This window comes from Mycobacterium sp. TH-M15 (assembly GCF_057473705.1).
In genome coordinates this window covers 1-2,083 of the sequence record NZ_JBYCLB010000212.1, presented here as the reverse complement: position 1 = coordinate 2,083, position 2,083 = coordinate 1, and the positions used below count along the sequence as shown (strand labels likewise).

General features: G+C 71.5%; 2 protein-coding genes and 2 pseudogenes. All 4 read left to right on the top strand.

Features of this window, described 5'->3' with window-relative positions; translation table 11 throughout:
* Positions 1 to 806 (top strand): annotated as a pseudogene (locus tag AC2VNT_RS05020) (AAA family ATPase); the annotation flags it as partial.
* A 58-nt stretch (positions 807 to 864) separates the two neighbouring features.
* Positions 865 to 1,098: a type II toxin-antitoxin system Phd/YefM family antitoxin gene (locus AC2VNT_RS05015; RefSeq protein ID WP_486945803.1), complete on the top strand. Its 234-nt coding sequence runs from the start codon at positions 865 to 867 to the stop codon at positions 1,096 to 1,098.
* Positions 1,095 to 1,490 (top strand): type II toxin-antitoxin system VapC family toxin, encoded by a 396-nt coding sequence (locus AC2VNT_RS05010; RefSeq protein ID WP_486945802.1) that lies wholly within the window; start codon positions 1,095 to 1,097, stop codon positions 1,488 to 1,490. Before AC2VNT_RS05015 ends, AC2VNT_RS05010 begins: the two co-directional genes overlap by 4 nt.
* A 290-nt stretch (positions 1,491 to 1,780) precedes the next feature.
* Positions 1,781 to 2,083: pseudogene (locus tag AC2VNT_RS05005) on the top strand (hypothetical protein); the annotation flags it as partial.

Genomic DNA, 2,083 nt, shown 5'->3' with positions numbered 1-2,083 from the left:
GCCGCGCCGCGGCGCTCGGCCCCGCGCGGCAGGGCCGGTCCGCCGACGTCGAGCCGCGGGCCCAGCGCGCGCTGGGCGCCGAGCACCCCGGGCTGCTGCGGTTCACCATCGGGCTGGGCCAGATCAGCGTGCTGTTGATGGCCGGCCGGCCGGCCGCCGCCCGGGAGCTGGCCCAGCGGTTCACCGACTTCGCCGAGCTGCAGCAGCCGGGCCGGGCGATCGGTGAGGTGCTGGTGGGGCTGGCGCTGATCGACCTGGGCGAGTTCGACGCCGCCGCGACGCTGTTGGCTCCGGCCGCTGCCACCCTGGACCGCACCGGCTACTCGTGGGGGACGCTGTCGCTGACGTTGCTGGCCACCGCGCTGGCCCGGCGGGGCGACCCGGCGGCGACGTCGAAGGCGTTGAGCCGGGCCGAATCCCGACACGGCACCAAGTCGGCGCTGTTCGCCCCGGAGCTGGGCATCGCCCGGGCGTGGCGGCTGGCCGCCATGCGCGACGCGCACGGCGCGGTGACCGCCGCCCGCGACGCCGCCCGGATGGCCGAACGCGGCGGGCAGCGCGGGGTGGCGATCCGCGCCTGGCATGCGGCCGTCCGGCTCGGCGACATCCGCGCGGCGGACCCGCTGGCCCGGCTCTGCGACGAGATCGACTGCGTCGTCGGCAGACTCGCGCTGGCCCAGGCTCGGGCGCTGGCCGCCGGCGACGCTGCCGAGTTGCGGGCAGTGGCCGACGAGTTCACCGCGGCCGGGATGGCCGCGGCCGCCACCGATGCGGCTGCTGCGGCGCAGCGGTGTGACCGGGCTTGAACAACGCCTAGGTCAGTCGGACTAGTCCATGTAGTCTTAGCGGCCTAGCATGGCCCTCGTGAAGACGGTGACCAGTACCGAAGCGAAGACTCGACTGAATGCGCTGTTGGCCGAGGTGGAGCGGACCGGCGCGTCGATCACCATCACCAACCATGGCCGTCCCGTCGTGGTCATGTCGCCGGCCGTCGCGCGGCCGCGCACCTTCGGTCAGCTTCCCGGGCTGGTCGTTCCGGCCGACTTCGACGAGCCGCTCCCCGACGACGAGCTGGGCGCCTGGGACCCGGCGCCATGACCGGAATCCTGCTCGACACCAATGCCCTACTCCGCCTGGTCTCGGCACCCGATCGGATCGCGGCGCCCGCGCGGGAACAACTCGAAGACCAAGCCAACGAGCTGTTCGTGTCTGCGGCGTCGGCCTGGGAGGTGGCGGTCAAAACCCGCGTCGGGCGTCTCGACGGCGCCGGACTACTCGCCAGCTGGGATCAGATCCTGGCCGACATGAACGCCGCCGAACTGGCGATCAACTCAGCGGACGCAGCGATGGCCGGTCAACTCGGTTGGGAACACAAAGATCCGTTCGACCGGATGATCGTGACCCAGGCGGCGCGCCGCGGCCTGACGATCGCGACCAGCGACACCGTGATCCAGCGTGGCGCAGTCACCGCCACCATAGCGATCGGGTGATTGCGTCACCGGCCGCCCCGGCTCAGCGGTGTGACCGGGGTTGAACAGCGCGGGCGAGATGTCGGCGATCCGATCGCCATCGCCGTGGCGCTCGTCCCGCTGATGCCGATAACCGCGGTGTTTCAGCCCGCACGGTGGGTAACATGACGTGACTTCCACGCACAAGACAAAGGTGTCTTCGCATGCCAGATAGCCGCGGGAAAGCTGAACGACGCGACGGTGCGCCCGGAGCTGCGCCACGCCGGCGGTGCAGGCGGGCGCTCGGCGCCGGTCCCGCGGTAGCGGCGTTCTTGGCGTTCGGGACGGCACCGGTCGCGACCTCACCGGTGGCCCACGCCGACGTTGTCGACGATCTGCTCGATCAGGTGTTCTCGCCGTTTCTGGACGCGGCGACAAACGGCGTGGATTGGGGTGCGGTGGCGACTCCCGCTGCGTGGGAGGCATTTTTCGCCCCCGCGCACTGGGACGATGTCCTCGCCGACCTGGATGCTGCGTCGACGGTCCCGGGTTCGCTGGCCGCGGATTCGGCGGCACCGGTGCAGTCTGTCTACGCCTCGTTGCACACCGATATCCAGGACTGGATCACCAGCGAC